The organism is Thauera phenylacetica B4P (genome assembly GCF_000310225.1).
In the GTDB taxonomy this organism is placed as follows: Bacteria; Pseudomonadota; Gammaproteobacteria; order Burkholderiales; family Rhodocyclaceae; genus Thauera; species Thauera phenylacetica.
Genome location: NZ_AMXF01000045.1, coordinates 1 through 24,741, shown reverse-complemented (window position 1 = coordinate 24,741; position 24,741 = coordinate 1). Strand labels below are relative to the sequence as shown.

Genomic DNA, 24,741 nt, shown 5'->3' with positions numbered 1-24,741 from the left:
GCGGCGACCACCGCGGCCACCTCGGCGGTGTCGCGCGGACGCACCACCGCGCGCGCGCGGCCGTGGTAGCGCCCGCGCCAGTCGCTCAGGAAGGGGGCCATGTCGGCCTCGGCCTCGAGCACGTTCGCCGCGCCGACGATCGCGCGCAGGCGCGCGTTCAGTTCATCGCTCATCCGATCCTCGTTCGATGGTGCCGCCGAGCAGCTCGCGCAACAGCGGCCGCACCCGCGCCACCGCCGCGACGCCCTCGGCGATGGCCTCGTCGGCGCGATGGTAGTCCATCAGGCCGAGCTGGCTCACCCGCGGCGACACCAGCAGGTCGGCCGGCTCGCCGGCGAGGCGGCTGCGCGCGATGCGCACCTGCATGATGTTGATGCTGGAGCTGATCACCGAGACCAGCGAGGGGAGGTTGTCGTCGCCGGCCAGGGGACGCGCGGCCACCCCGGGCTCGGCTTCGCTGGCAAAGCCGAAGCGCGCCAGCAGGCGCTCGGTCCAGCCGGCCTCGGTCTCCTCGACCGGCGCGGGCTCGACCGCCGAGCGCCGGATGGCGCGCCCCACCATGTCCGAGCCGAGGTCCACCGCGATCACCACGTCGGCGCCCATCGCCCGGCACAGCGACACCGGCACCGGATTGACCAGGCCGCCATCGACCAGCATGCGGCCCTGGTGCAGCACCGGGGTCATCAGCCCGGGGAGCGCGATCGAGGCGCGCACCGCGGCCGACACGCTGCCCTCGTGCAGCCAGATCTCGCGCCCGGTGGAGAGCTCGGTGGCGACGCAGGCGAAGCGGTGGTCGAGCTCGGTGAAGTCGCGGTCGATGAAGTTGCGCTCGAAGAAATCGATCAGCTTCTGGCCCTTGATCAGGCCGCCACGCAAGGACACGTCGAGCAGCGACACCACGTCCTGCCATTTCAGGGTCTCGGCCCAGCGCACCAGCTTGTCGAGGTCGCCCGAGGCCGCGGCGGCGCCGACGAAGGCGCCGATCGAGCAGCCGGTGATGATCTGCGGCACCACGCCTTCGCGCGCCAGCTCCTGCAGCACGCCAAGGTGCGCCCAGCCGCGCGCGGCGCCGCTGCCGAGCGCCAGCCCGATCACCGGGCCGGCGGCGGAAGGCTCGGCGCAGGCAAGGCCGACCGCGCCCGCACCGCTCACCACGGAGAGGGCTCCGGCGCGGCGACGCCGGCCTTACTCGATGCGCTCGGCGTAGAGGTCGTGCACATCGCAGTCGGTGATGCGCACCCGCACGAAGTCGCCCGGCGCGAGGCCGTCGCCCTCGGGGATGATCACCAGGCCGTCGATCTCGGGCGCGTCGCCCGGCGAGCGCGCGAGCGCGCCCTCCTCGTCGACCTCGTCGACCTCGTCGACCAGCACGGTCATCTCGCGATCGATCTTGGCCTCGAGGCGCTGGGTGGAGATGTCTTCCTGGAAGTCCATCAGGCGCGCACGGCGCTCCTCGCGCACCTCGTCCGGCACCGCGCCGGGCAGCTCGTTCGCCGTCGCACCCTCGACCGGCGAATAGGCGAAGGCGCCGACGCGGTCGAGCTGGGCCTCCTCGAGGAAGTTCAGCAGCAGCTCGAAGTCTTCCTCGGTCTCGCCGGGGAAGCCGGTGATGAAGGTCGAGCGGATGGTCAGGTCCGGGCAGATGCTGCGCCACTTGCGCACGCGCTCGAGCACGTTCTCGGCGTTGGCCGGGCGCTTCATGGCCTTGAGGATGCGCGGGCTGGCGTGCTGGAAGGGCACGTCGAGGTAAGGCAGGATCTTGCCTTCGGCCATCAGCGGGATCAGGTCGTCCACGCTCGGATACGGGTACACGTAGTGCATCCGGATCCAGATGCCGAGCTCGCCGAGCGCCTTGGCGAGATCGAGCAGGCGCGTCTTGACCGGCCGCCCGCCCCAGAAGCCGGTGCGATACTTGACGTCCACGCCGTAGGCCGAGGTGTCCTGCGAGATCACCAGCAGCTCCTTGACGCCCGCGTCGGCGAGCGCCTCGGCCTCGCGCATGACCTCGTGGATCGGCCGGCTGACCAGGTCGCCGCGCATCGACGGGATGATGCAGAAGCTGCAGCGGTGGTTGCAGCCCTCGGAGATCTTGAGGTAGGCGTAGTGCTGCGGCGTGAGCCGGATGCCCTGCGGCGGCACGAGGTCGGTGAAGGGGTCGTGCGGCTTGGGCAGGTGGCGATGCACCGCGTGCATGACCTCCTCGGTGGCGTGCGGGCCGGTGACCGCGAGCACCTGCGGATGCGCGGCGAGGATCACGTCGTCCTTGGCGCCCAGGCAGCCGGTGACGATCACCTTGCCGTTCTCGGCGAGCGCCTCGCCGATCGCGTCGAGCGACTCCTCGACCGCGGCGTCGATGAAGCCGCAGGTATTCACGACGACCAGGTCAGCGTCGTCGTAGCTGCCCGAGATCGAATAGCCCTCCGCGCGCAGCCGGGTCAGGATGTGCTCGGAGTCGACGGTCGCCTTGGGGCAGCCGAGGGAGACGAAGCCGACACGCGGCAGATCGGGGGTCTTGAAGGTGGTCATGCAAGGAACCTGTCGGGTCGGGGCGGCTGCGGCCTTGGCGGCACGCGGTGCCGCTTACTTCTTGCCGTCGCCCTTGGGCGCGGCGGGCTCGTCCTCGGGGCGGACGTAGCCGGGGAACTGGAAGCCGGTGAACATGTTGCGCGTCTGGCTCTCGAGCTGGGTCTGCATCTGCTCGAACATCTTCTTCGACTGGTCGACGTAGGCGCCCATCATGCTCTGCAGCGCAGGCCCCTGGAAGTTGAGGAACTGCGCCCACAGGTCCTGGCCCACCGGGCTGTTCTCGCCGTAGATCGCGCGCGCCTGGTCCTGGAGCTTGACCTGCATCTCGGTGAAGGCCTTGATGTTGCTCTCGAGGTACTTGCCCATCATGCCCTGCATGGCGTTGCCGTAGAAGCGGATCATGTGCGCGAGCAGGTCACTGGTGAACATCGGCGCGCCACCGGCCTCTTCCTCGAGGATGATCTGGAGCAGGATGCTGCGCGTCAGGTCCTCGCCAGACTTCGCATCCAACACCTGGAAATGCTCGTGATTCAGCACCAAGTCCTTGACGTCGGCCAGGGTGATGTAAGAACTGGTCCGCGTGTCGTACAGACGGCGGTTCGGGTACTTCTTGATCAGACGCTGCTGTTCCGGCATTTCTCCGTCTCCTCGGCGGCGGTGTCTTCGCTCTGTGCGAAAAAATTATATCGCGCTGCGACATCGAAACCACGAAAAAACCCCGTCTTTCGACGGGGTTGCGTGTTTTCGCGCATGACACGGCGCAACATCAGCACATGTGCAGGCCACCGTTGATGTTGATGGTCGCGCCCGTGATGTAGGCAGCCTTGTCGGAGGCGAGGTAGGCGCACAGGTCGCCGATCTCGTCCGGACGGCCGAGGCGCTTCATCGGCACGCTGTCGATGATGCCCTGGCGGATGTCCTCGCGGATCGCCATGACCATCTCGGTGCCAACATAGCCCGGGGCGATCGCGTTGACGGTCACGCCCTTGGTGGCGAGCTCGCCGGCAAGCGCCTTCGTGAAGCCCAGCACACCGGCCTTGGCAGCCGAGTAGTTGGTCTGGCCGGCCTGGCCCTTGACGCCGTTGACCGACGAGATGTTGATGATGCGACCCCAGCCGCGCTCGGCCATCTTGGCGGAGACGTGGTGGGTGACGTTGAACAGGCTGTTCAGGTTGGTGTTGATCACCGCATCCCACTGGCCCTTCTCCATCTTGGGGAAGAACTTGTCGCGGGTGATGCCGGCGTTGTTCACCAGCACGTCGATCGGGCCGATGTCGGACTCGACCTTGGCGACCATCGCCGCGCAAGACTCGTAGTTCGACACGTCGCCTTCGGCGGCGCCGAAGTCGAAGCCGAGGTCGCGCTGGGCGGACAGCCAGGCGTCCTTTTGCTCGAAGTTCGGCAGGCAGTTGGCCACGACCTTGAAGCCGTCCTTGGCGAGCGACTGGCAGATCGCCGTACCGAGGCCACCCATGGCGCCGGTGACAAGAGCGATTTTCTTGGACATCTTGAAATCCTTCAGGAGCATTTGTAGAAACCGAGGCCGCCTGCGGACCGGGATAGCCGGCATGCGCTTCGGTCGTGGATGCGGCAGCGCATCAGCCACCTCACGCGCGGATTATAGCCCCTGTTTCACAACTCATGTTGCGATGCAATAGCGACCTTCCCGGCCGCGGCGCGCACAAAAAAATGGCGCGCCCCACCGGGGCGCGCCATGCTGCGGAGCCGGAAGCGGCCGCCGACGGATCAGAACATGTGCTGGCCGCCGTTGATCGAGATGTTGGCGCCGGTCACGAAGGCCGCCTCGTCCGAGGACAGGTAGGCCACCAGGCCGGCGATCTCTTCCGGCTTGCCGAGGCGGGACACCGGGATCTGCGGCAGGATCTTGGAGTCGAGGATCTCCTGCGGAATCGCCATCACCATCTTGGTGCCGATGTAGCCCGGCGAGATGGTGTTGACGGTGACGCCGTTGCGCGCCACTTCCAGCGCCAGCGCCTTGGTGAAACCGTGCATGCCGGCCTTGGCGGCGGCGTAGTTGGTCTGGCCGAAGGCGCCCTTCTGGCCGTTGACCGAGGACACGTTGATCACGCGGCCCCACTTGCGCTCGAGCATGCCGTCCATGACCTGCTTGGTCATGTTGAAGGCCGAGTCGAGGTTGGTACTGATGACCGCATCCCAGTCGGCCTTGGTCATCTTCTTGAAGGTCATGTCGCGCGTGATGCCGGCGTTATTGACCAGCACGTCGACCGGGCCGACCTCCTTGATCACCTGCTCGACGCAGGCCTTGCACGAGTCGAAATCCGCCACGTCGCAAGGAACGGCCTTGAAGCCGTAGCCCATGTTGTTCATGGTCTGCAGCCACTCCTGGGCCTTGCTGTTGCCCGGGGAATGGGTCGTCACCACCTTGTAGCCGAGCGCGGCCAGCTTGATGCAGATCGCCTCGCCGAGACCACCCATGCCACCGGTTACCAGTGCAACTCTTGCCATCTTCTTCTCCTCTCCCTATGCGGGGTACTTTAGTCGTGCTGGACGGACCTTGAACACGACGGCAGCGACCGCCCGATCCGCTGCCGTCGAACGCTGAAAATCGTCTCCTGCCGCGTCAGGAACGCTCCTTGACGTAGCGCCCCGGCGCCGGCTCGATCGGCTCGTACTTGGTGCTGCCCAGGCGTCCGCGCGCGGCGATCTCCTTGCCGCCATGCCCGCGCAGCCACTCGGCCCAGTGCAGCCACCAGCTGCCCTTGTGCTCGACCGCGGCCTCGAACCACTCGTCCGGATCGGCCGGACGCTGATCGGCCGTCCAGTAGCTGCGACGGTTCTTGGAGGCCGGGTTGATCGCGCCGGCGATGTGGCCGCTTGCCCCCAGCACGAAGGTGGTGTCGCCGCCGAGCAGATTGCGCGCCAGATAGGCGCTCTTCCACGGCACGATGTGATCCTCTCGCGCCGCCATCAGGTAGGCAGGCACATCGACCTTGCCGAGGTCCACCTTCTGGCCGAGCATCTTCAGCTTGCCCGGCACGCGCAGGTTGTTCTCGAGGTACATGTTGCGCAGGTACCAGGTCAGGAACGGCCCCGGAAGGTTGGTGGAGTCCGAGTTCCAGTACAGCAGGTCGAAGGCGACCGGCTTGTTGCCCTTGAGGTAGTTGCCCACCACGTACTGCCACACCAGGTCGTTGGCGCGCAGGAAGGAGAACACGTTGGCGAGTTCCTGCCCCTTGAGCACGCCACCCTTGCCGATCGCAGCCTCGCGCGCCGCGACGCTCGCCTCGTCCACCAGGCAGCCGAGCTCGCCGGCGTCGGAGAAATCGAGCAGCGTGGTCATCAGCGTGAGGCTGGCCACCGGCTCCTCGCCGCGCGCACGCGACACCGCGAGCGCCGAGGTGAGGATGGTGCCGCCGACGCAGAAACCGAGCACGTTGGGCTTCTTGACGCGGGTGATCGCCCGCACCACCTCGAGCGCCGCAAGCGGCCCCTTGTCGAGATAGTCGTCCCAGGTGTAGTGCCCGCCGGTATCCGGACGCGGGTTCTTCCACGACACCAGGAAGGCCGTGAAGCCCTGCTCGACGACGAAGCGCACGAGGGAGTTCTCGGGCTGCAGGTCCATGACGTAGAACTTGTTGATGCACGGCGGCACGATCAGCAGCGGCGTCTGCGCGACCTTCTCGGTCAGCGGCGCGTACTGGATCAGCTGCATCAGCTCGTTCTCATACACCACCGAGCCCGGGGTGAGCGCGAGGTTGCGGCCGATCTCGAAGGCCGCGTCGTCGGTCATCGAGATGCGCCCCTTCTCGAGGTCGCCGAGCAGGTTCTGGATGCCGCGCGCGATGCTCTCGCCCTTGGTCTCGACCGCGGTCTTGATGAACTCGGGGTTAGTCGCCGCGAAGTTGCTCGGCGACAGCGCGTCGATGTACTGGCGGGTGAGGAACTGCATGCGCGCCTTGGCGCGGCCGTCTGCGATCGGCATCGCGTCCGCCATCTGGCGCAGGAAACCGGCGTTGAGCAGGTAGGCCTGGCGCATGTAGTCGAACACCGGGCTCTCGGACCATTCGGGCGCGGCGAAGCGCTTGTCGCCCGGCTCCGGCTGCACCACCGCGGGGCCTGCCGCGCCCGAGGTGCGCGAGAGCATGGACGACCACAGCTCGGTGTGCTTCTCGGCGAAGGCCTTGTGCAGCGAGGCCATCACCTCCGTCTCGGGCATCGGCAGCTTCTGCGCCGCCGCCCCCGAGGAGTCCTGCATCGCCACATGCTGGCGCGCGAGCGCGTCGAAGAAGCCCTGCGCCATCGCCTGCCCGGCGGCGAGGATCGCCTGCATGCCCGGCGGCACCTGCTTGTCCGTCGAATCCGACATCCCTTTCTCCTGAGGCCGCGCCCGCCCGCTTCGGGTCGGGATCGCGGTGTCCTGTCTTGTCCGGGATCCTCCGGCACCGGCCCCCGGCGCGCGCTAGAATCCACCCATGTACCTGATACCGATCGCCTGGCTCTACGTCGTCATCCTCGTCGCCGCGGCGGAGGACACGATCGTTGCCGCCGTACTGACCTTCGTGTTCTGGGGGCTCGCGCCCCTGGCCTTGTTCCTGTGGCTGTTCGGCACCCCGGCCCGCCGACGTCGTCGCCTGGAGCAGGAGCGTGAAGCACTCGAACGCAACGATAGAGCCGAAACTGACGCCGATCAATAGCCGCAAGCCCCAACGCGACCATGCGAGACGAATCGGCGGGACGCTGCGCTCACGCCGGCCCGGTCGAACGCGCCGCATCCAGCCAGATCAGCGAGGCGAAACGCCCGGTCGTCCCGTCGCGGCGGTAGGAGTAGAAATGCGTCGGATCGGCCACGGTGCACACCCCGCCGCCGTCGATCCGGCGCACGCCCGCGGCCTCGAGGCGGCGGTGGGCGAGCCTGAAGAGATCGGCCAGCCATTTGCCCGGCGCCGCCCCTGCCACGAAGGCGGCGGCTGCGCCGGCATCGGCAGCGACGAAGGCTGCGCGCACCTCGTCGCCGACCTCGAAGGCCGCCGGTCCGATCGCCGGCCCGAGCCAGGCGCGCACCCGCCCGGGCGCGACGCCCATGCGCTCCACGGTGCGCTCCAGCACCCCGGCAGCCAGGCCGCGCCAGCCCGCGTGGGCGGCGGCGACCACGCCGCCTTCGTCGTCGCAGAACAGCACCGGAAGGCAGTCGGCGGTCATCACCGCGCAGGCCCGCCCGGGGATGCGCGCGACCGCCGCGTCGGCCTCGGGCACGCCGACGGCGCCATCGGCGTCGGCCACTACGCAGCCATGCACCTGCTCCAGCCACACCGGCTGGGCGCCGATCGCCGCGCACAGGCGCGCGCGGTTGGCCGCCACCGCGCGCGCATCGTCGCCGACGTGGCTGCCGAGGTTGAAGCTCGCCCACGGGGGCAGGCTCGCACCGCCCTCGCGGGTGCTCACCAGCGCCTGCACCCCGGGCGGCAGGTGCCAGTCCGGACGCAGCAGGCCGGGGGCGAATAGCTGGTAGCCGGGCGGCGGCAGGCTCATCGCGGCCCCCCGCGCAGTTCGTCCAGCAGCGCGGCGAAATCGGCCGCCATCGGCACCTCCCAGCGCATCGCCTCGCCGCTGCGCGGATGCACGAGGCCGAGCCGGAAGGCGTGCAGAGCCTGGCGCGGAAACCCGTCGAGGCGCACATCGCCGCAGCGGCGCGCACCATAGAGCGGATCGCCGACCAGGGGATGGCCGATGTGCGCCATGTGGACGCGGATCTGGTGGGTGCGCCCGGTCTCCAGGCGGCACTCGACCAGGGTCGCCCGGGGAAAACGCTCGATGACCCGATAATGCGTGAGCGCCGGACGGCCGCCACCGACCACCGCCATGCGCGTGCGCTGCGTGGGATGGCGCCCGATCGGCGCATCCACGGTGCCGCCGGCGCTCAGCTCGCCCTGCACCAGCGCGCGGTAGTGGCGGCCGACGGTGCGCGCCTGGAGCTGGCGCACGAGCTCGGTCTGCGCGGCGAGCGTCTTCGCCACCACCATCAGCCCGCTGGTGTCCTTGTCGAGGCGGTGCACGATGCCGGCGCGCGGCACCCCGGCGAGTCCGGGGTTGCGGAACAGCAAGGCGTTGAGCAGCGTCCCGCTCCAGTTGCCGCTGCCCGGATGCACGACCAGCCCGACGGGCTTGTCGATCACCAGCAGGTCCTCGTCCTCGCACACCACCGCGAGCGGGAGGTCCTCGGGCAGCTCGGCGGCGAGCTCGGGCGGTGGCGGCGCGTCGATCTCCACGCACTCGCCGCCGCACACCTTGCGACGCGCGTCCGGGCTCGCGCCGTCGACACGGATCCAGCCCGCCTTGAGCCAGCCCTGCAGGCGGCTGCGCGAGTGCTGGGGGAACAGCCGTGCGAGCGCCTGGTCCAGGCGCAACCCGCCCAGCTCGACGGGAATCGTCAGCGCCTCGCACGCATCGGCGTCGTCGGCGGGAAGATCGGAGAGGACGTCGGCCGCGAGGGCGGCTGGGATATAATCGGTGCGTTCATTCACGCGAGTGTCTTCGATGGCCAGGTTCACCCCCGGAAGTTTAACGGCAAAAGCCGCGCTGATCGGCGCCTTGCTGCTCGGCGGCTGCGGCCTCCTGCCCGAGCAGGTCGACGAGACCGCGGGCTGGAACGCGCAGAAGCTGTACTCCGAGGCCAAGGCCTCGATGAGCGAGGGCGGCTACGAGCGCGCGGTGACGCTGTTCGAGAAGCTCGAGGCACGCTACCCCTACGGCCGCTTCGCCCAGCAGGCCCAGCTCGAGGTGGCCTACGCGTACTACAAGCAGGGCGAGCAGGCGCTCGCGCTCGCCGCGGCCGACCGCTTCATCAAGCTGCACCCCAACCACCCGAACGTCGACTACGCCTACTACCTCAAGGGCCTGGTCAACTTCAACGAAGACCTCGGCCTGCTCGCCGGCCTGTCGCGCCAGGACCTCTCCGAGCGCGACCCCAAGGGCGCGCGCGAGGCCTTCGACAGCTTCCGCGAGCTGGTCGAGCGCTTCCCCGAGAGCCGCTACGCGGACGACTCGCGGGCGCGCATGCAGTACCTGATCAACTCGCTCGCCTCGCACGAGGTGCACGTCTCGCGCTACTACTACAACCGCGGCGCCTACGTCGCCTCGATCAACCGCGCGCAGACGGCGGTGAACAACTTCCCGCAGGCGCCGGCGATCGAGGAGGCGCTGTTCCTGATGGTGATGAGCTACGACAAGCTCGGCATGGCGCAGCTGCGCGACGACGCCGACCGCGTCATGCGCAAGAACTTCCCCGACAGCGTGTATTTCCGCGGCGGCCCGGAGGACGACCGGCCATGGTGGCAGCTGTGGTGAGCGCCTGGGCGCACACGTAATTCCATGACGACAAGGGCGCCGATCGGCGCCCTTGTCGTTGCTACGGAGAGATTGCTGCGGAAGGCAATCCGCAGCCGTGCGGATGCGTTTTAAGCCTTTTCGACCATATCGCCCGCTGCGCGGCTGCATTCGCGCCTGCCGGCGCTCCTACATGAACCGTCGCGCTTGAGCCGCCCTGTAGGAGCGGCGGCAGCCGCAAACACGGCGATCCGGCAGCGATGCGCGTGAGCGGACTTCGACCGCTGCATTCGCGCCTGCCGGCGCTCCTACATGAACCGTCGCGCCTGAGCCGCCCTGTAGGAGCGGCGGCAGCCGCGAACACGGCGATCCGGCAGCGATGCGCGTGAGCGGACTTCGACCGCCGCATTCGCGCCTGCCGGCGCTCCTACATGAACCGTCGCGCTTGAGCCGCCCTGTAGGAGCGGCGGCAGCCGCGAAGACGGCGGTCCGGCAAGCGATGCGCGTGAGCGGACCTCGGCCGCTGCATTCGCGCCTGCCGGCGCTCCTACATGAACCGTCGCGCTTGAGCCGCCCTGTAGGAGCGGCGGCAGCCGCGAAGACGGTGCCGGTCAGGCGCCGATCTTTGCCTTGAACTGCTGGCGGTAGCGGTGCAGCAGCGGCTCGGTGTAGCCGCTGGGCTGGGCGCAGCCTTCGAAGATCAGCGCGCGCGCGGCCTGGTAGGCTACCGAGTCGTCGAAGTCCGGCGCCATCGGGCGGTACAGCGGGTCGCCCGCGTTCTGGCCATCCACTACCGCAGCCATGCGCTTGAGCGTGGCCTCGACCTGCTCGGCGGGCACCACGCCGTGGCGCAGCCAGTTGGCGATGTGCTGGCTGGAGATGCGCAGCGTGGCGCGGTCCTCCATCAGGCCGATGTCGTTGATGTCGGGCACCTTCGAGCAGCCCACGCCCTGCTCCACCCAGCGCACGACGTAGCCGAGGATGCCCTGGCAGTTGTTGTCGAGCTCCTGCTGGCGCTCGCTCTCGCTCCACTCGGCCTTCGCCACCACCGGGATGGTGAGCAGGTCGTCGAGCAGCGCCTCGGCTTCCTTGTCGAGGTCGAGCTTCTCGATGTCCTGCTGCACCGCGGCCACGTTGACCTGGTGGTAGTGCAGCGCGTGCAGCGTGGCGGCGGTCGGCGACGGCACCCAGGCGGTGTTGGCGCCGGACTTGGGGTGGCCGATCTTCTGCTCGAGCATCGCGGCCATCAGGTCGGGCATGGCCCACATGCCCTTGCCGATCTGGGCGCGGCCGCGCAGGCCGGCAGCCAGGCCGATCAGCACGTTGCGGCGCTCATAGGCGGCGATCCACTTGCTGTTCTTGATGTCGCCCTTGCGCATCACCGGGCCGGCCTCCATCGAGGTGTGCATCTCGTCGCCGGTGCGATCGAGGAAGCCGGTGTTGATGAAGGCCACGCGCGCCGGCGCGGCGGCGATGCAGGCGCGCAGGTTGACGCTGGTGCGGCGCTCCTCGTCCATGATGCCGAGCTTGACCGTGTTGGCCGGCAGGCCGAGCAGCTGCTCGACACGGGTGAACAGCTCGTCGGCGAAGCCGATCTCGGCCGGGCCGTGCATCTTGGGCTTGACGATGTAGATGGAGCCCTTGCGCGAGTTGCCACGACGCTCGAGGTCGCGCTTGGCGATCAGCGTGGTGACCACCGCGTCCATGACGCCCTCGGGGATCTCCTTTCCTTCGCCCCACAGGATGGCCGGGTTGGTCATCAGGTGGCCGACGTTGCGCACGAAGAGCAGCGCGCGGCCGTGCAGCCTGACCGGCTTGCCATCGGCGCCCGTGTATTCGCGGTCGGCGTTCAGGCGGCGGGTCATCGGCTTGCCGCCCTTGTCGAAGGTATCTTCCAGCGTGCCGGCCATCAGGCCCAGCCAGTTGCGGTAGGCCACGACCTTGTCGTCGGCGTCCACCGCGGCGACCGAGTCCTCGCAGTCCATGATGGTCGACAGCGCGGCTTCCATCAGCAGATCGTTCACGCCGGCCGCGTCGGTCTTGCCGATGGCACCGTTGCGGTCGATCTGGACCTCGATGTGCAGGCCGTTGTTCTTCAGCAGCACGGCCGACGGCGCGGCGGCATCGCCCTGGAAGCCGACGAACTTCCCTGCCTGCTGCAGGCCGGTGGTCGAGCCGTTCTGCAGCTTCACGACCAGCTTGCCACCCTCGACCGCGTAGCCCGCGGCGTCGGCGTGCGAGGCGCCGGCGAGCGGCGCGGCCTGGTCGAGCACGTTGCGGCCGAAGGCGATGACCTTGGCGCCGCGCACCGGGTTGTAGCCCTTGGTGAGCTCGGCGCCGTCCTTCTGCGCGATGGCGTCGGTGCCGTAGAGCGCGTCGTACAGCGAGCCCCAGCGCGCGTTGGCGGCGTTGAGCGCGTAGCGCGCGTTCATCACCGGCACCACCAGCTGCGGGCCGGCCTGCACGGCGAGCTCGTCGTCGACGTTGGTGGTGGTGGCCTTGGCGCCGGCAGGCACCGGCTGCAGGTAGCCGATCGAGGACAGGAAGGCCTTGTAGGCGGCCATGTCGGCAATCGGGCCGGGGTGGGCGCGATGCCAGGCATCGACCTCGGCCTGGATGCGGTCGCGCTCGGCGAGCAGTGCGGCGTTCTTGGGCGCGAGATCGTGTACCAGCGCATCGAACCCGGACCAGAAGGCGGCGGCATCCACACCGCTGCCCGGCAGGGCCTCTTCTTCAATGAAACGCTTCAGGTTCGCTGCGACCTGCAGACGCTGGCAACTCACTCGTTCGGTCATCTTTCGCACTCACTGGCTCGGGGGTTGTCGAGGAACGCGCCCGCATTCGCGAGCGCATAACCGTTGAAGGATGCTTTCGATCGCGGCGTGGGTCAAGGGCGCGAAACAAAAGTCCTCTATAAGACCTGCGCTATGGGTCACCGTGCGGCGACAGGCGGGCTCGTGCCCGCAGAGGCCGGCAAACTTCTGCATTTTATTGCACAATACATCTTCAGCATGCACTATTTGACATGACGTGCTCTGCGGGCGCCGATCGCGAACGCAGGGCCGACACCGCACTCGAGGAGACAGACATGCAGATTCTTCAACCCGCAGGCTGGAAACGACCGAAGGGCTACGCCAATGGGGTGGTCGCGAGCGGCCGGATGCTGTTCGTCGCCGGCCAGGTGGGCTGGGACGCGGACGAGGTCTTCCGCAGCGAGGACCTGGTCGAGCAGATCCGCCAGGCGCTGCGCAACGTGCTCGCCATCCTGGACGCCGGCGGCGCGCGCTCGACCGACATCGTGCGCATGACCTGGTACCTGGGCAACGCCACCGAGTACAACGCCCGCCTCGAGGAGATCGGCGCGGTCTATCGCGACCTGGTCGGCCACCACTACCCCGCGATGAGCGCGGTGCAGGTGGCGGGCTTCGTCGAGGATGGCGCCAAGGTGGAGATCGAGGTCACGGCAGTGCTGCCGGACGATTGAGGAGGGGTCGCAGCGGACGCTGCACCACTGCCTGCGTTGTCCGATGGGCGGGCAGGGCCCAGCCCGCCCGCCGATGCATCACACCCCGAGGTGCTTGCGGATCAGCGCCGGGTCCTGGCGCACCTGCTCGCTCGGTCCGTCGAACACCACCTCGCCCTTGACGAGGATCACCGAGCGGTTGGTCAGCGCGGTCACCGCCGAGTGGTTCTTGTCCACCACCACGGTGGCGATGCCGGTGTCGCGGATGGTCCGGATGACCTTCCAGATCTCCTTGACCATCAGCGGCGCCAGGCCCTCGGTGGCCTCGTCGAGGATCAGCAGGTCGGGGTTGGTCATCAACGCACGCCCGATCGTGAGCATCTGCTGCTCGCCGCCGGAGAGCTGGCCGCCGCCGTTATCGATGCGCTCGCCCAGGCGCGGAAAGGTCTCCATGACGCGCTCGAAGGTCCACTCGCGCTGCCCGTCCACGCCCGCACGCGCCGCCATCACGAGGTTCTCGCGCACGCTCAGGTTGGGGAAGATGCCGCGCCCCTCGGGCACGTAGGCCACGCCGGCGAGCGCGATGCGGTGCGGCTTGGCGCGCGTCATGTCGTCGCCATTCACGCGCACCGTGCCGTGGCGCGGTCGCACCAGGCCGAGCATGGTGCGCAGCAGCGTGGTCTTGCCCATGCCGTTGCGCCCCATCAGGCCGAGCGCCTCGCCCCTGCGGATGGAGAAGCTCACCCCGTGCAGGATGTGGCTCGACCCGTAGTAGGTGTGCAGGTCACGCGCTTCGAGCAGCATCTCAGCCATGTTCCTCCTCCCCGAGATAGGCCGCCTGGACGTCCTCGCTGTTGCGGATCTGCTCGGGCGGCCCGGATTCGAGCACCGAGCCCTCGACCATCACGGTGATCGTGTCGGCCACCGCGAACACCGCGTCCATGTCGTGCTCGACCAGCAGGATCGCGCGGTTCTGCTTGAGCTTGCGCAGCAGCTCGACCATCTGCCCGGACTCTTCCGAGCCCATGCCGGCGAGCGGCTCGTCGAGCAGCAGCACGCGCGCGTCGGTGGCCAGCACCATGGCGATCTCGAGCTGGCGCTGCTCGCCGTGCGAGAGCAGGCCCGCCTTGCGCTGCTCGCGCCCGCCCAGCCCGGCCTCGACGATCGCCGCGCGCGCGCGCTCGACGGTGTCGCTCGTCTTCATCGCGTCGGTGAAGATCCGCCACGGCCGCGGCCTGCGCGACTGCGCGGCGAGCCGGCAGTTCTCCAGCACGGTGAATTGCGGAAAGATGTTGGTGCGCTGGTAGCTGCGGCCGATGCCGCGGTGCGAGCGCGCCGCCGAATCCAGCCCGGTAACGTCCTGCCCCTCGAGCAGGATGCGCCCCGCGGACGGCGGCAGGTCGCCCGAGAGCATGTTGATGCAGGTCGACTTGCCCGCGCCGTTGGGCCCTAGCAGCGCATGCAGCTCGCCGCGTGCGAGCGTGATGCACACCTCGAGGTTGGCGGTCAGTCCGCCGAAATGGCGGGTCAGGCGGTCCGCCACCAGCATCGCCTCACTCATCGTCTTCTCCCCAGTTGACCGTCCGGAAGATGCGTCGCGGCAGGCCAGCCAGTCCGGTCGGCATGAACAGCACCGCGGCGACGATCACCAGGCCCATCAGCAACTGCCAGTGCTTGGTCCAGTCCGAGAACATCTCCTGCAGCCCGATGAAGGCGAAGGCGCCCGCGACCGCTCCCGCCAGGCTGCCGAGACCGCCCAGGATCACCATCATCAGCACGTTGCCCGACTGGTGCCAGGACAGGTACTCCGGCGTCACGAAACCGAACAGCACCGCATACAGGAAGCCTGCCACCCCCGCCAGCGCACCCGCCAGCGTGAAGGCCGCCAGCTTGTAGCGGAAGGTCGAATAGCCGAGCGACTTCATGCGGTGCTCGTTGCTGTGGATGCCGGCGAGCACGCGCCCGAAGGGCGAGCGCAACACATAGGCCAGCAGCACGAACACCGCCACCATCGCGGCGAGGATGAAGTAGTACAGGTGCAGCGGCTCGTCGAGGCTGAACGGCGCCCAGCCAAAGAGGCTCGCATCCGGCTTGACGTTCAGGTAGATGCCATCCGAGCTGCGTCCGAGCGCGGTGTCGTGGAAGATGTAGTAGGCCATCTGTGCGAAGGCCAGCGTCACCATGATGAAATAGATGCCCTTGGTGCGCAGCACGAACAGCCCGATGAAGAAGGCCGCAGCCCCCGCCGCCAGCACCGAGGCCGTGAGCACGAACCACAGGTTTGCGGCCTCGTACTCGGGTGCGACCAGCGCCACCGTGTAGGCCGCGATGCCGAAATAGGCCGCGTGGCCCAGGCTCACCAAGCCGGTGAAGCCGACCAGCAGCGCGAGGCTCATCGCGAAGATCGCCATTATCAGGATCTTCGCCACCAGTTCGACGTAGAAGCTGGATCCGATCGCCGGAAACAGCACCAGCCCCGCCAGCACGGCGAGCTTGAACAAGGTCACGACTGCGGAATTCATCGCCTCACCCCTTCCTGAAGATGCCTTCGGGGCGCCACAGGAGCACGACCGCCATCAGCAGATAGACCGTCAACCCGGCGAGTTCGGGCATCAGCACCTTGCCGAACGTGTCCGCGAAGCCCACCAGCAGAGCCGCGACCAGCGCCCCCCACACCGAGCCGATGCCGCCGATCACGACGATCACGAAGGAGATGATCAGCACGCTGCCGCCCATGCCCGGATACACGGAGGAGATCGGCGCCGCGAGCATGCCGGCGAGTGCGGCCAGCGCAACGCCGAGCGCGAACACGGTGCGGTAGAGCATGTCGATGTTCACCCCGAGCGACTGCACCATCTCCCGGTTGAAGGAGCCGGCGCGGATCATCATGCCCAGCCGGGTGCGCTGCATCAGCCACCACAGGCCGGCGGCGAGCGCGATGCACACCACCGAGATCACCAGTCGGTACACCGGATAAGAGAGGTTGTCGGAGAGCGCGATCGAGGCCGAGAACAGGTCGGGGATCGCCACGCCGTGGACGTCGTCGCCCACCGTGAGGCTGCGCAACTCCTCGAAGATCAGGATCAGGCCGTAGGTCAGCAGCACCTGCTGCAGGTGATCGCGCTTGTACAGATGCACGAAGAGCAGCTTCTCGAGCAGCGCCCCGAAGCCGAAGGCGAGCGGGATGCCGAGCACGATCGCCAGCATCAGGTTGCCGGTCAGGCTGGTGAGCGCGAACGCGAGGTAGGCGCCGATCATGTAGAAGCTGCCGTGCGCCAGGTTGATGATGCCCATGATGCCGAACACCAGGGTCAGGCCGCTCGCCACCAGGAAGAGCAGCAGGCCGTACTGGAGCGCGTTCAGGATCTGGATCAGGAACGAGGTGATATCCATGGTTGAACCCTTCCCTCCCAGACATGCGCGACACGCCGGGATGCGATGGACAGACGGATGAACTCGGGCTGCGGCGCGGGGGCGGCAGGCTCGCCACCGCGCGCGCCCGACGGAATCACTTCATCAATTTGCAGCCGCGTGCCGGATCGGCGAGCTTGGGTGCGGCGACCCCGACCACCTTGTTCTGGCCGCCCTCCACCTTGCGCAGGTAGATGTCCTGCACCGGGTTGTTGGCCTTGGACAGGGTGAAGGCGCCGCGCGGGCTATCGATGGCCGCGGCGCTCATCGCTTTCATCACCGCCTCCTTGTCGAAGGCGCCGGCGGGCGCGCCCGACAGGCCCGCGGCGAGCAGCTGCGCGCTGTCGTAGCCCTGCACCGCATAGACGTCGGGTTGCGCCTTGTAGGCCGCGACGTAGCCGCTGCGGAAGGATTTCTCGCGCGCGTTGTCGAGCCCGTCGGCGTAGTGCAGCGTGGTCAGCACGCCCTCGCCCGCCCCGCCCATGGCCTCCAGCGTGCCGTCGGTGAGGAAGCCCGAGCCGTAGAGCGGGAAGTTCGTCTTCAGGCCGGCGGCCTCGTAGTCCTTGACGAACTTGGCCGCGCCAGCGCCGGCGAAGAACACGAAGACCGCGTCCGGCTTGAGGTTGGCGATCTCGGTCAGGAAGGGCTGGAACTCGACGTTCGGGAAGGGCAGGAAGAGCTCCTTGACGACCTTGCCGCCCGCCTGCTCGAAGGCCTCCTTGAAACCGGCGACCGACTGCTCGCCGAAGGAGTACTTCCAGCTCACCGCGACGACGTTCTTGTGGCCGCGCTCGGCGACCACCTTGCCCATCGCGTACGCCGGCTGCCAGGCCGAGAACGACGCACGGAACACATTGGGCGCGCACAGGGGCCCGGTGAGCTCGTCGGCACCCGCGTTGGGGATGATCATCAGGGTCTTGGAGTCGCGCGCGACCTTTGCCATCGCCAGCGCCACGCCCGAATGCACGGTGCCCACCAGCACGTCGACGTTGTCGCGCTTGACCAGCTTGTTGGCGTTCTCGGTCGCCTTGGCCGGATCGGACTCGTCATCGACGACGAAGTACTCGACCTCGCGGCCGCCGAGCTTGCCGCCCTGCTCCGCCACGTACTGCTTGAAACCGTTGGTGATCGCGTTGCCGAGCGAGGCGTAGGTGCCGGTGTAGGGCAGCATGAGCCCCACCTTGACCTTGTCCGCCGCCTCCGCCGCACCCTGCGCGAGCAACATGCCCAGGCCGAGCCCGAGCGCGCTCACCGTGACGCGCAGCTTCCTGTCCTTTCCGACCATGTCCGTCTCCTCTCTTCTAGTGGTGTGAACCCGGGCGGCGCCCCCGGGCGCCACCGAAGCGCTAGACGCCGCGCAGCTTGAAGCGCTGGATCTTGCCCGTGGCGGTCTTGGGCAGGTCCTCGACGAATTCGATCCAGCGCGGATACTTGTAGGGTGCGAGCATGCCCTTGACGTGCGCCTGCAGCTCCAGCCGCATCGCCTCGCCCGGACCGTAGCCGGGCTTGAGCACGACGAAGGCCTTCGGCTTGATCAGGTGCTCCTCGTCCTCGATGCCCACCACCGCCGCCTCGAGCACCGCCTCGTGGGCGATCAGCGCGGACTCGACCTCGATCGGCGACACGTAGATGCCGCTCACCTTGAGCATGTCGTCGCTGCGCCCCGAATACACGTAGTAGCCGTCGCGGTTGCGGTAGTACTTGTCGCCGCTGCGCGTCCAGCCCGGGAGGAAGGTGGCGCGGCTCTTCTCGGGCTGGTTCCAGTACTGCACCGCGGAGGTCGGCCCGGAGATCTGCAGCTCGCCCGGCTCCTCGGCCGCGGTGACTTCATCGCCGCCTTCATCCACCAGACGCACGCGATAGCCCGGCACCGGCGTGCCGCTGGTGCCGTACTGCACGTCGCCGGCGCGGTTGGACAGGAAGATGTGCAGCATCTCGGTGGAGCCGATGCCGTCGAGGATGTCGACCCCGAGGCGCTCCTTCCAGCGCCGCCCCACGCCCTCGGGCAGCGCCTCGCCCGCCGAGGTGCACGCACGCAGCCGCTTCAGCTCGCCCGCGGTCGGACAGCCAGTGTGCGCGAGCATGCCGGCATAGAGCGTGGGCACGCCGTAGAAGATGTCGGGCTGGTGCTCGCGCAGGCGCTTGAACACCGCGTCCGGCGTGGGCCGCTCCGCCATGAGGATGGCGGTGGCGCCGACCGAGAGCGGGAAGGTGAGGCCGTTGCCGAGGCCATAGGCGAAGAAGAGCTTCGCCGCCGAGAACACCACGTCCTGCTCGCGGATGCCCAGCACCTCCTGGCCGTACAGCTCGGCGGTGTGGATCAGGTTGGCGTGGATGTGCACCGTGCCCTTGGGCGCACCGGTGGAGCCGGAGGAGTAGAGCCAGAAACAGGGATCGCTCGCATGCGTCGTTGCGGCCTCGAGCTGATCGGACTGTGCGGAGATCAGGGTCTCCAGCCCGTCGTCGTCGCTGCCGCCGGCGACGATCAGGCGCTCGAGCGTCGGAACGCGATTGACCAGAGCTGCGAAATTGGGCAGCAGCGCCTGCGACACCACCGCCACGCGCGCACCGCTGTCGGAGACCATGTACTCGTAGTCGCGCTCGGTGAGCAGCGTGTTCACCGCGATCGGCACCACCCCGGCCTTGATGGCGCCGAGGAACATCGCCGGAAAATCGATGCAATCGAGCACACACATCAACACGCGGTCGCCGCGCGCCAGGCCCAGGGTGCCGCGCAAGGCATTGCCACAGCGGTTGGCGCGCGCGACGAGCTGGTCGTAGGTGTACTCGCCCGCATCGTCGATGTAGGCGACCTTGCCGCCCCGTCCGGCGACGAGGTTGCGACCGAGCAGGTCGTCGGCCGCATTGTAGGGGTCCGGAATCTCGATCCGGGGCGGCGTGCAGCCGTGATCTGCCGTGCTGAGGGTGTGCATCGTCCTGTCTCCATCCTGACCCCGGACCATCCCGACCGGCATGCACACGGAGCGGAAGGGTACGGAAAAACCTTGAGGCGATCGCCGACCGCTGCTGTCCGGGCAAGCGGGAGAGCCACCCGGACATGTGCACTAAAGTGCATCTTTCGGCGAGACATGCAACAGAATACCCCCAACTCGGGCGCTGTCAACCCTGCACCGCACCAAAAAAGCCGATAATTCAATACTTTAGAAATAGTCTAAGGTGCAATATATTGCATTTCGCTCTATGCTTGATCTCCAGACCTGCAGACGATGTCCGAGCCGCCGATGCCGAGCGCTTGACAGCGGATCGCCCGCGGCACCATATACACACGGATCCGCAACCCACGCCCCGTCATGAACGACGAAAACCACACCCTCGCAGCATCCGAAACACCGGCGCTCGTCGCACCCCCAGAGATGCGGCCCGACGCGCGCAGCGACGGCGAATTCCTGCTCGCGCTTGGCAAGCGCGTGCGCGAGACGCGCGACCGCCGTGGCCAGACGCGCAAGCAGCTGGCGCGCGAGGCGGGGGTCTCCGAGCGCCACCTCGCCCACCTGGAGGCTGGCGAGGGAAACGTCTCGATCGTGCTGCTGCGCCATATCGCTGCTGCGTTGGGCCTGTCCCTGCCGGAGCTGCTGGACCTGGGTGCCGAGGAGTCGGTGGAGCAGCGCCTGGTGCGGCGCATCCTCGAGCAGTTGCCGCGGCACCGGCTGGAGGACGTGATCTTCAGGCTGATGCGCGACTACGGCCAGGAAGAGGCCGCGCGCCGCAACCGGATCGCCCTGATCGGACTGCGCGGCGCCGGCAAGACCACGCTGGGCCGCAGGCTCGCAACCGAGCTCGGCTTTCGTTTCGTCGAGCTCGACGCCGAGATCGAGCGCGACACGGGCATGCCCATGGGCGAGATCTTCGCCCTCTACGGCCAGTCGGGCTATCGCCGCATCGAGCAGCGTTGCCTGCGGCGCGCGCTCGACAGCGGCGAGCACACGGTGCTCGCCGCGGGCGGCGGCATCGTCTCGCAGACCGAGACCTACGACCTGCTGCTGTCGCGCTGTCTCACCATCTGGCTGCGCGCCTCGCCCGACGAACACATGCAGCGCGTGAGCGCCCAGGGCGACCTGCGCCCCATGGCCGGCAGCGCCGAGGCGATGGAAGACCTGCGCCGCATCCTCTCCGCGCGCGAATCGCAGTACATGCGCGCCGACCGCGTGGTCGACACCTCCGGCCAGAGCGAGGACGACAGCTTCCGCGCGCTGCGTGCGGCCGTCACGGAGCGCGGCGGCTGACGCGCGCCGCGTCCTCGAGCCGCCCCGAACGGAAGCCGGGCGGCCTCAGCCCGCAGGCCCGGCTCCGCCAATGCCTTCGAAGCCTTCGAGTGCGCTGAAAGCCCCCAGCAGCGTCTCGCGCGTCACCGGCTTGACCAGCACGTCGTCGAAGCCCGCGCTGCGAAACGACTCGAAGGCCTCCGGCGCCGCATGCGCGGTGTAGGCGATGATGCGGATCCTGCCGCCGCCGGGCATCGCCCGCGTCCTGCGGCAGATCTCGGTCCCGGACATCTCCGGCATGCTGAGATCGAGCAGCACCACGTCGAAGCCGCCCGTCGCGAGCTTGGCGAGGGCATCCGTGCCGCCCGCGCTCTCCTCGGTCTCGCACCCCAGGCGCTTGAGCCAGGCGATCGGCAACAGGCGATTGATCGGGTTATCGTCCACGATCAGCACTTTCATCATTCCTTCTCCTTCGGCGAGCGCGGCAGCCTGACGCTGAACACGCTGCCCTCGCCCGGGGTCGAGCGCACCTCGATCTCGCCGCCCATCAGCTCCGCCAGCTCCTTGCACAGGGCCAGCCCGAGCCCGGTCCCGCCATGCGCGCGCGTCTCGAAGTCATGCACCTGGCGGAAGCGCTCGAAGATCGCCTCGAGCTGGTCGGGTGCGATGCCGCAGCCGGTGTCGGCCACCTCGAACACGCACTGCGTCGGCGTCACTCGGGCATGCAGGCTCACCTGCCCACGGTCGGTGAATTTGAGTGCGTTGTGCACCAGATTGTTCAGCACCTGCACCACGCGCGTGCGATCGCACTCCAGCGTCACGCCCACCGGCGCCTCGCACTCCAGCGTCACGCCCTTGGCCTGGGCCACCGGCTGGTAGTTCGCGCAGACCTGGCCGACCAACTCGGCCACATCCTCGGGAGCGGAGCGGATCGCCATCTGCCCCGCCTCGACGCGCGCGAGGTCGAGGATGGAGTTGAGCAGCTCGAGCAGATGCCCGGAGCTGTCGAAGATCACTCGGGCGTAGCCGCGCTGCTCCTCGTCCCGCGCCAGCTCCATCAACAGCTCGGAATAGCCGATCACGCCATTGAGCGGGGTGCGCAGCTCGTGCGACACCGAGGCGAGGAACTCGGACTTCAGCCGGTTCGCCGATTCGGCGCGCTGCTTCATCTCGTGCAGCCGCATCGAGATGCGACGCTGGCGCTGCAGCAGCCACAGCGCGAGCGCGCAGAAGGCCCCGATGACCAGGCTCATGCCGGCGGCGAAGGCGAAATAGCCGCCGCGACGCACGCGAAAATCGCTCATCGCTTCGTCGGCATCGACACCTACCAGAACAACCAGCGGCAGCCCGGGGAGGGAGCGATAACTGACCATGCGGACGCGGCCATCGATGGCGCTGCTGGAGTGATAGTGCCCCTGCGGTGCCTTGGCGAGTTCGGTAAACAAGGCCCCGCTGCGGATGTCCTGCCCCACGTCGGTAACGTCGCCGGCCCGCCTGGCGCGCACGATGCCGTCCAACCCGACCAGGGTGACCACGCCGTGGCGACCGAGATCGAGGTCGCTGTAGAAGGTGGTGAAGTAGAAGGGATCGAGCGAGATCACCGCCACCCCGCCGAAGCTGCCGTCGGCGCGGTTGATGCGGCGCGTGAGCTGCACCGACCACTTGCCGCTCGCGCGCCCGAGCACCGGCTTGCTGACGAAGAAGTTGCGCGAATCCGCGTCGACATGGACGCGGAAATGCTCGCGATCGGCGAGGTCCACGCGCTTGAATCCGGGCAGGTTGGACAGGCTGTAGATGCCCTGCGCGTCGATCACCCCGACCTGGTTGAAGAGGGTGCTGACGATCATGCCCTGCTCCACCGCCGAGGCGATGTCGAGCGCCGGGCCCACCTTCTCGTACTGGAACTTCACGAACAGCAGCGCCTGATCCACGCTGGCGAGCGTGCGCACGGTGTGTTCCTCGAAAACACGCGCGAGATTGGTCGTGCGGCGCTCGATCGCGGCGAGCTCGGCACGCTCCTCGGCGTTCACCTTGAACAGCACCGCCGCCCACAGGGTCGCCACCAGCGCGAACGCGAGCACGACGATCAGCGCCAACGGCCAGCGCGCCGCGTCCGCCCCGTCCGGCCAGCGCTCTCCCCCGTCATGCGACGCCAAACCCGCTCCTCCCCGCCCCGGCGATTCCTCTCGTGCCAAGCCTCACTCCAGATTTTCTCGTCATTCGATCCGGCGCCGATCCTAGTTGAATGACCGACGAAAGAACGTGACAGATTGCACAAACTATTTATTATAGTTTTTTTATCATTTTTCTAGATTTAAAAACATATTCATCACTTCCGATGAATCACTTCCGATGACCCCTGCCATCCAGATCCTGTTCAACCGCCTCTCCGACGGCCTGGCCATCATCGCCCCCGACGGCCGGCTGCGCTTCGCCAACGAGGGGATGCTCGAGCTGCTGCCCTTGCGCGTCGGCGGGCCCATCCCCCACGTCGCCATCGCTGCGGTGGTGGACCAGGCGCTCGCCGGCCACGTGTCGCTGCCGCATGCGTTCGAGAGCGAGCTCGCCCACCCGGCACAGATCGCCGCGCCGGACCGGCTGGCGGGCCACGTCGTGCGCAGCCCCGCGGGCAAGGACCTGGTGCTGGTGCTGCGCAACATGACCCAGGCCAGCCTGTTCGAGACCACCATCGCCAACCTCGGCAGCCTCGTCGAGCAGAGCCTGCTGGAGCCACTGCAGCGCTTCACGGCGGACTTCGCGGGCGTGCTGGAGGACGCCTCCCGCCAGCCGGGCCAAGCGCCGTCCGGCCTCCAGGCGCACGAGCGCACGCTGGCGGATGGGCAGCGGCTGGTGCAGCAGCTGCTCGACCTCGTGCGCCTGGCGCAGCTCGGCGGCGGTCGTCCGCTCGCCGCCGAGGACCGCATCGAGCTCGCCGACTGGCTGCCGCGCGTGCTCGCGCGACACGAGACGGCCGCGCAGGTGCGCGGCCAGCGCCTGAGCCTGGAGCCGGTGCCGGGTGGCTTGCCGGTGATCTATGGCAGCGCGCACTGGCTGGGCCTCGCCTTCGACGCCTGCATCGACAACGCCCTCGAGCACTCCGACAACGGCATCGACATCACCCTCGCCGTGAGCGCCTCGGCCGCCTTCGTCCGCATCACCCTGCGCAACCGTGGGCGCGGCCTGCGCTCGCCCTTGCTGCGCAAACGCCTGATGCAGCCGCTGATGCGCGGCGCCGAGGCGGCCGCCCGCGCGCCCGGACTCGGCCTGGGGCTGCCCCTGGCGCGCCACATCATCGAGATGCACCACGGCCGCCTCGCGCTCGAGCAGGAGCTCGACGGCTTCGTCACCGCCTCGATCGAGCTGCCCACCAGCACCAGCCCGTTCACCTCGGCCGAGGCCGACATCGCCCAGGCCCAGCGCTACGCGAGCGATCTCGCCCGCCTGATGACCCGCCGCGCCCACCACGCCGGCGAGGGGACCGCGTCGTGAGCCCGCGCACGCACGGCAGCCCGGGCCCGCTCGCCGCCCCGGAGCCGATCGAACTCGGCGAAGACAGCGTCCCGGCCGGCACCGCGAGCCCCGCCGCGCCTGCCACCGGCTGCGACGACTCCACGCGCGCGCGACGCTCGGGCGACCCTTACCGCCAGATGTACCGGGTCATGCGCGACCTGCGCACCGTCGTCACCGAACGCAACCGCGGGCGCGAGGCGATGCGCCGCCTGCAGCGCGAGTCGATCGCCCGCCTCGCGCTCGCCGCCGCACGCGGCCGCCGCGAGGCGCTCGAGCACGGACTGCGCGTCGGCGCCATCGCGG

General features: G+C 68.4%; 23 protein-coding genes. 6 read left to right on the top strand and 17 right to left on the bottom strand.

Features of this window, described 5'->3' with window-relative positions:
- Positions 1-162: 162 nt before the first annotated feature.
- The 6 genes from rssA to C667_RS08445 all read right to left on the bottom strand — a co-directional run bounded on the left by rssA (position 163) and on the right by C667_RS08445 (position 6,874).
- Positions 163-1,155 carry a patatin-like phospholipase RssA gene (gene rssA, locus C667_RS08470; RefSeq protein ID WP_004360792.1) on the bottom strand — a complete coding sequence of 331 codons (993 nt, stop codon included), beginning with the start codon at positions 1,153-1,155 and terminating at the stop codon, positions 163-165.
- Between the two features lie 30 nt (positions 1,156-1,185).
- Positions 1,186-2,526, bottom strand: coding sequence for a 30S ribosomal protein S12 methylthiotransferase RimO (gene rimO / locus C667_RS08465; protein WP_004360789.1), 1,341 nt, complete (start codon positions 2,524-2,526; stop codon positions 1,186-1,188).
- Between the two features lie 54 nt (positions 2,527-2,580).
- Positions 2,581-3,162, bottom strand: a complete 582-nt coding sequence (phaR, locus tag C667_RS08460) for a polyhydroxyalkanoate synthesis repressor PhaR (RefSeq protein ID WP_004360787.1) — start codon at positions 3,160-3,162, stop codon at positions 2,581-2,583.
- A 130-nt stretch (positions 3,163-3,292) separates the two neighbouring features.
- Complete coding sequence (locus C667_RS08455; RefSeq protein ID WP_004360785.1) at positions 3,293-4,033, bottom strand: beta-ketoacyl-ACP reductase; 741 nt, start codon at positions 4,031-4,033, stop codon at positions 3,293-3,295.
- A gap of 239 nt (positions 4,034-4,272) precedes the next feature.
- Positions 4,273-5,013, bottom strand: coding sequence for an acetoacetyl-CoA reductase (gene phbB, locus C667_RS08450; RefSeq protein ID WP_004360784.1), 741 nt, complete (start codon positions 5,011-5,013; stop codon positions 4,273-4,275).
- A gap of 115 nt (positions 5,014-5,128) precedes the next feature.
- The gene (locus tag C667_RS08445) at positions 5,129-6,874 is read right to left on the bottom strand and encodes a PHA/PHB synthase family protein (RefSeq protein ID WP_004360783.1); all 1,746 of its coding nucleotides are present in this window, start codon (positions 6,872-6,874) and stop codon (positions 5,129-5,131) included.
- A 106-nt stretch (positions 6,875-6,980) separates the two neighbouring features.
- Between C667_RS08445 and C667_RS08440 the strand changes: the two genes are divergently transcribed.
- Positions 6,981-7,202, top strand: a complete 222-nt coding sequence (locus tag C667_RS08440; RefSeq protein WP_004360781.1) for a hypothetical protein — start codon at positions 6,981-6,983, stop codon at positions 7,200-7,202.
- 49 nt (positions 7,203-7,251) lie between these two features.
- Here C667_RS08440 and pgeF read toward each other — a convergent pair whose 3' ends face one another.
- Both pgeF and rluD read right to left on the bottom strand, forming a co-directional pair.
- The gene (gene pgeF, locus C667_RS08435; protein ID WP_004360779.1) at positions 7,252-8,037 is read right to left on the bottom strand and encodes a peptidoglycan editing factor PgeF; all 786 of its coding nucleotides are present in this window, start codon (positions 8,035-8,037) and stop codon (positions 7,252-7,254) included.
- The gene (gene rluD, locus C667_RS08430) at positions 8,034-9,029 is read right to left on the bottom strand and encodes a 23S rRNA pseudouridine(1911/1915/1917) synthase RluD (protein ID WP_083881294.1); all 996 of its coding nucleotides are present in this window, start codon (positions 9,027-9,029) and stop codon (positions 8,034-8,036) included. The genes pgeF and rluD overlap by 4 nt, the downstream gene beginning before the upstream one ends.
- Positions 9,030-9,042: 13 nt before the next feature.
- Here rluD and C667_RS08425 point away from each other — a divergent pair, with 13 nt between their 5' ends.
- Complete coding sequence (locus C667_RS08425; RefSeq protein WP_039921058.1) at positions 9,043-9,852, top strand: outer membrane protein assembly factor BamD; 810 nt, start codon at positions 9,043-9,045, stop codon at positions 9,850-9,852.
- Positions 9,853-10,442: 590 nt separating this feature from the next.
- Here C667_RS08425 and C667_RS08420 read toward each other — a convergent pair.
- Complete coding sequence (locus C667_RS08420) at positions 10,443-12,626, bottom strand: malate synthase G (RefSeq protein ID WP_004360774.1); 2,184 nt, start codon at positions 12,624-12,626, stop codon at positions 10,443-10,445.
- A 293-nt stretch (positions 12,627-12,919) separates the two neighbouring features.
- Between C667_RS08420 and C667_RS08415 the strand changes: the two genes are divergently transcribed.
- Positions 12,920-13,315 carry a RidA family protein gene (locus tag C667_RS08415; protein ID WP_004360773.1) on the top strand — a complete coding sequence of 132 codons (396 nt, stop codon included), beginning with the start codon at positions 12,920-12,922 and terminating at the stop codon, positions 13,313-13,315.
- Between the two features lie 78 nt (positions 13,316-13,393).
- On the opposite strand, the gene C667_RS08410 is transcribed toward C667_RS08415, so the two are convergent.
- The 6 genes from C667_RS08410 to C667_RS08385 form a co-directional block, all read right to left on the bottom strand.
- Positions 13,394-14,107: an ABC transporter ATP-binding protein gene (locus C667_RS08410; protein WP_004360771.1), complete on the bottom strand. Its 714-nt coding sequence runs from the start codon at positions 14,105-14,107 to the stop codon at positions 13,394-13,396.
- On the bottom strand, positions 14,100-14,855 hold the full coding sequence (locus C667_RS08405; protein WP_039921054.1) for an ABC transporter ATP-binding protein: 756 nt from the start codon (positions 14,853-14,855) through the stop codon (positions 14,100-14,102). The genes C667_RS08410 and C667_RS08405 overlap by 8 nt, the downstream gene beginning before the upstream one ends.
- On the bottom strand, positions 14,848-15,816 hold the full coding sequence (locus tag C667_RS08400) for a branched-chain amino acid ABC transporter permease (RefSeq protein ID WP_004360767.1): 969 nt from the start codon (positions 15,814-15,816) through the stop codon (positions 14,848-14,850). Before C667_RS08400 ends, C667_RS08405 begins: the two co-directional genes overlap by 8 nt.
- 4 nt (positions 15,817-15,820) lie before the next feature.
- Positions 15,821-16,687 carry a branched-chain amino acid ABC transporter permease gene (locus C667_RS08395; RefSeq protein ID WP_004360764.1) on the bottom strand — a complete coding sequence of 289 codons (867 nt, stop codon included), beginning with the start codon at positions 16,685-16,687 and terminating at the stop codon, positions 15,821-15,823.
- Positions 16,688-16,802: 115 nt separating this feature from the next.
- Positions 16,803-17,990 carry an ABC transporter substrate-binding protein gene (locus C667_RS08390; RefSeq protein ID WP_004360762.1) on the bottom strand — a complete coding sequence of 396 codons (1,188 nt, stop codon included), beginning with the start codon at positions 17,988-17,990 and terminating at the stop codon, positions 16,803-16,805.
- Positions 17,991-18,051: 61 nt separating this feature from the next.
- Positions 18,052-19,638 carry a benzoate-CoA ligase family protein gene (locus tag C667_RS08385; protein WP_004360761.1) on the bottom strand — a complete coding sequence of 529 codons (1,587 nt, stop codon included), beginning with the start codon at positions 19,636-19,638 and terminating at the stop codon, positions 18,052-18,054.
- Positions 19,639-20,016: 378 nt separating this feature from the next.
- Between C667_RS08385 and C667_RS08380 the strand changes: the two genes are divergently transcribed.
- Complete coding sequence (locus C667_RS08380) at positions 20,017-20,949, top strand: helix-turn-helix transcriptional regulator (RefSeq protein ID WP_004360759.1); 933 nt, start codon at positions 20,017-20,019, stop codon at positions 20,947-20,949.
- A 45-nt stretch (positions 20,950-20,994) separates the two neighbouring features.
- Here C667_RS08380 and C667_RS08375 read toward each other — a convergent pair whose 3' ends face one another.
- Together C667_RS08375 and C667_RS08370 are read right to left on the bottom strand one after the other, a co-directional pair.
- On the bottom strand, positions 20,995-21,387 hold the full coding sequence (locus C667_RS08375; protein WP_004360758.1) for a response regulator: 393 nt from the start codon (positions 21,385-21,387) through the stop codon (positions 20,995-20,997).
- Positions 21,387-23,084: a sensor histidine kinase gene (locus tag C667_RS08370; RefSeq protein WP_157302258.1), complete on the bottom strand. Its 1,698-nt coding sequence runs from the start codon at positions 23,082-23,084 to the stop codon at positions 21,387-21,389. Before C667_RS08370 ends, C667_RS08375 begins: the two co-directional genes overlap by 1 nt.
- Positions 23,085-23,280: 196 nt before the next feature.
- Here C667_RS08370 and C667_RS08365 point away from each other — a divergent pair, with 196 nt between their 5' ends.
- Entirely contained in the window at positions 23,281-24,417 is a 1,137-nt protein-coding gene (locus C667_RS08365) for a sensor histidine kinase (protein WP_004360754.1), read from the top strand.
- Positions 24,414-24,741: hypothetical protein (locus C667_RS08360; RefSeq protein WP_004360752.1), on the top strand; the 328-nt coding region annotated here is incomplete at its 3' end. The genes C667_RS08365 and C667_RS08360, both read left to right, overlap by 4 nt.